Origin of the sequence: Streptococcus sp. DD11, from assembly GCF_001578865.1 — a bacterium.
GTDB classification, from domain to species: Bacteria; Bacillota; Bacilli; order Lactobacillales; family Streptococcaceae; genus Streptococcus; species Streptococcus panodentis.
Genome location: NZ_KQ969399.1, coordinates 24,574 through 28,482, shown reverse-complemented (window position 1 = coordinate 28,482; position 3,909 = coordinate 24,574). Strand labels below are relative to the sequence as shown.

Sequence of the window (3,909 nt, the reverse complement as noted above, 5' to 3'; positions counted from 1 at the left end):
TTGGTGACCATTTACGGCCTGACCCAATTTATCGGCCAAGCCTCTACTCTGGCCATCTGTATTGATGCGCCGCTGCAAATCTTTTTGGGCAGTGCTGATGAGGATTTTATCCCCAGCTGGCTGCGCAAGCGGACCAAGTCCGGCATGCTTATCAACGGCTATCTGCTGACGGGGGTTCTGGTTGGCATTATCATCATTCTGCCGCTCTTTGGCCTTAAAGAAATTGACGGCCTGGTCGTTTGGATGACCAATCTCAACGCTATCGTATCGCCTCTTTGCTTCCTCTGGGTATTTCTGGCCTATATGTTCCTCTACCGCCATTGGGACAGTTTTAAGAATGCGGAGTATAAGTTTGTCAAACGTCCGCTGCTTGGTTTTCTGGTGGGAGCTTGGGGCTTTGCCTTCACGGCCTTTGCCTGCATTTTAGGCATGGCGCCTCAGGTTGACTTTGCGACCCACCCGACCGAATGGTGGTTCAGTCTAGCCACCAATATTATTACGCCGATTGCACTTCTGGCTCTGGGTCTGCTCCTGCCTTGGGCAGCTCAGCGAGAAAAGAAAAAGCAAGCATAGACAAAAAGGACTTGCACTGGGTTTGATCCAATTTTAAGGATAAACCAAGCAGCGGGTCCTTTTTTCTTTATCATCCAGAAAAAGAGCCGTTTCAGCATTGACTCTGGGATGGGATTCTTATATAATGCCTAGTAATACTCTTCGAAAATCAAATTCAAACAAGGAGCGGACTATGAAGAAGGGACTGAATGCTTTTCATTTAAAACTGCTGGCGATTACAGCTATGTTTATCAATCATCTGGGCCATGTCCTGAATGCTGATGGGGAGAATTTGCCTCTTTATCTGCTGACAGAAGTGATTGGCCGGCTGGCCTTTCCAATCATGGCCTACCTGCTGGTCCAAGGCTTTCAGTATAGCAGAAACAAAGAGAGATACGCCCTGCGGCTGACAGTGTTTTGGCTGCTGTCCATCCTGCCCTTTCATTATCTCTTTTATCCCGAGCGGCCGATTTTTCCTTTCAATAATATCCTCTGCACTCTGCTGCTTGGTCTGCTGCTGCTCATGCTCTTGGAGCGTGTGTCCAAGCCCCTGCTGCAGCATGTGCTGATCTTTCTATTTGCCTGCCTCAGCTGGGGATGGGATTGGGGCTTTGTCGGTATTTTGCTGATTGCCAGCTTTTATCAGTACCGTCAAAGGCAGGACGGCGTGACTGGTCCAATTGTCAGTCTGACGCTGACCTGTGCTGCTCTCTTTCTTTGCTCTTTTCTGCTTTATCAGAAATCCCTTCTGCTCTATGATATGGCTGCCACATTTGGCCTTCTGCTGACCATACCGCTTTTAAAAGCCTATAATGGCCGGCGCGGCTACTGTCCGGCTTGGGTCAAATGGGGCTTCTATGCCTTTTATCCAGGCCATCTCTGCCTCCTACTGCTCCTTCGTTTCCTTATTTTAAAGAGCTGACTGCGTCAAATCTGCCTAATCGAATCCGAGTCACAAAAACTCTTCTAAGAGTTGGGAAACCGCTGAAAAAGCCCAATGATAAGCATTGGAATAAGCAAGAAAACGAATGAATGACAGTGAGAATTTTACAGGCTGCCATCATTCGTTTTCTATTCTTTTTAAATAATTCAGCTGCAGTCTTGCAGGTGATGCTGGTATTAGCCGCCCAGCAGTCCCTTGAAGAAGTTGACAATGGCATTCCAGATATTACTGAAGAAATTGCCGCCTTCCTGAATCAAGCCGTTAGCATCAAAGTTGAGGTTGATATTGTTGAACGTATCCCCAGCCTTGGAAACGATGCTGTCTTTCAAGTCGCTGAGCGTTTTGGTAAAGTCAGCATCTGTGATGATTCCGCTGTTTGAGAGGTTGACCGCAAAGTTGACAATCAGATTGATCTGGTCGCTGGTGACGGACTCTGTCAGTCCGTAGTTTTTCAGGGTTTCTTCTACAATTTTGCGGACATCTTCTTCGGTCAGGTTGCTGCTGTTTTTCTTGGCATTGGCAACTGCTGACTTAATGTCGGCCAGTGCGACATTGAGCTTGTCTGCATCATAGCCTTCTTTGCCGGTATTTTCTGCATTGATATTGGAGAGGGCAGACAGTTCTTCCTGAGCCAAGTCCTTGCTTTCCTGAGGGACGGTGGCACCGTTATCCTCCAAAGAGTAGTAAATTCCAGCCAAGGCGCTCTCACCGGTCACAGGGATTGGTGCGGCTACGGTAATCTGCGCGTGCTGTACGCCCAGCGTAACAGCTGCATTGCGGTACATGTCTTCTGTCACCTTGGTGATATTCTGCGGTGTTACAATTTTGACTTCCAGTGCCTGATTGCTGCCCAATTTTTGGATTTTTACAGACGAATAGAGCTGCAGGCTGGAGTCATTGGCCACATTCATGATCTTGGAGTAGACATCCGGCGTCATGGTTTTGAGAGGCTTGGTGTCGCTCGCTGAATTGTAGCCCAGCAGCTGCAGCGTCTGTTCTTTCTGGCTGTCATCCAAAGAATAGCCCAGTACATATTCAGGCTGAACATAGGTTTCGTCAATGACTTTCTGAACATTGCTGTCAGCTGATGCTGTCGAGATAGTAAAGAGAGCGGCCAGGAAGGCCCCTGCTGTCAGTAAAGTTTTTTTGAATTTCATATTCTTTCCTCTTTTCCTCCCGCTATAGATCTCCAAGCTCTATAGCCTTTTCTATAGCCTGTTTTATCTGAATTTCTCTGCTTTCTGTTTCTTGAGCGCAATTTCCGCTCCATTGGTTTTCTTTCAGAGGACATCAGCTAGACTCTGCAAGGATGGGAGTTAGTCTTATCCTCGCTAATTGCTTAGGATAATAGATACATTTTACAATATTTCTCTCATAAGTTCAAAGAAAAAACAGCTGCCGGATTTCTTTCCAGCAGCTGTTTTACTTGCCCCAAAGGAAGTCAATTAGCAGCTCTTCTACTTCTGGATTTTCCCGCAGCTTGCTGTGCTGAGCCAGCTGGCCGGTCATCTTTTTTTCCTGATAGGATTTGGCATTGTCTGCCAGCAGGTACTTAAGACTGCGGGAGGAGACATTGAGGACCGATCCGTCTGATTCCTTTTTAAAATCGCCGTAAATATTGAGAACATCTACCTGATCCTGCGGATAGATTTCGCGCAGTCCCAGCAGTGTCTGGTAGGTCTGGCTCATGGCACTGGGCTGGCCCGTTTCTTCGTCTGCAATGGTCAGGTTTTCAGGCAGATCCATTCCTTCCAGGCCGTTGACGTGATTGGCAATATTGACCTGTTTTTGCAGCTGAGGAAGCTGTTCGTCCTGGCTGTTTTCCAGCATATAAAAGAGAATGGACATATTCCCCATAGAGTGGCCGACAAAGTTCATTTGCTTGAAGCCATAAGTTTTCTGCAGTTTACGGACAACAGCCGCTGCGTATTGGCCGTCCTGGGCATAGTCAGGATTGCGGTTGTCCTCATAGTTGACCCTGACGATAGGATTGACAGCCCCTTTGGGAATCTCTCCCTGTAAGCTTACTTGACCGGTCCTGCTGACATTGGCAACGATAATAGTCTGAGTTACACCGGCTTTTCTGGCGGCTTCTGTCATATGCTTGGCTGCATTGGCACTGGATCCGTAACCGTGGAAAAAGAGAGTCGGCGTCGTGGACTGGACATAGTTTTTCGTATCCAGCTCCGCCGATTCTCTATGAGTGTAAAATGCTGTCAGGCCAACAATTGCTAATATGAGCAGGATGAGCAGCTTGAAACCCAGTTTCTTCTTCATTTTTCTTTCCTTTTTACGATAAATCTACAAAATTATATCATGGATCTATCCGTCTTACAAGTAACTGGATTGAGGCTTGTCTCTAGGAGAAAAAATGAAAATCATTTTTTACTCTTTCGATCTTTCCTGTCTTTTAG

The 3,909-nt window shown here is 46.9% G+C and carries 4 protein-coding genes; 2 read left to right on the top strand and 2 right to left on the bottom strand.

All coding sequences use genetic code 11. From position 1 onward, the window contains the following. Nucleotides 1–573: amino acid permease (locus tag STRDD11_RS12865; protein WP_128837635.1), on the top strand; the 573-nt coding region annotated here is incomplete at its 5' end. A gap of 172 nt (nucleotides 574–745) precedes the next feature. After that, a complete protein-coding gene (locus STRDD11_RS12860; RefSeq protein WP_128837634.1) occupies nucleotides 746–1,474 on the top strand; it encodes a TraX family protein in 729 nt (242 codons plus the stop codon). A gap of 197 nt (nucleotides 1,475–1,671) precedes the next feature. Here the strand turns inward: STRDD11_RS12860 and STRDD11_RS12855 are convergent, their stop codons facing one another. Continuing rightward, a complete protein-coding gene (locus tag STRDD11_RS12855) occupies nucleotides 1,672–2,652 on the bottom strand; it encodes a DUF1002 domain-containing protein (protein ID WP_128837633.1) in 981 nt (326 codons plus the stop codon). A gap of 265 nt (nucleotides 2,653–2,917) precedes the next feature. Beyond that, a complete protein-coding gene (locus STRDD11_RS12850; protein ID WP_128837632.1) occupies nucleotides 2,918–3,772 on the bottom strand; it encodes an alpha/beta hydrolase in 855 nt (284 codons plus the stop codon). Nucleotides 3,773–3,909 lie beyond the last annotated feature (137 nt).

Coding starts and splice junctions, on each gene's coding strand:
- STRDD11_RS12850 (WP_128837632.1), bottom strand. CDS start 3,772: ATGAAGAAGAAACTGGGTTTCAAGCTGCTCATCCTGCTCATATTAGCA.
- STRDD11_RS12855 (WP_128837633.1), bottom strand. CDS start 2,652: ATGAAATTCAAAAAAACTTTACTGACAGCAGGGGCCTTCCTGGCCGCT.
- STRDD11_RS12860 (WP_128837634.1), top strand. CDS start 746: ATGAAGAAGGGACTGAATGCTTTTCATTTAAAACTGCTGGCGATTACA.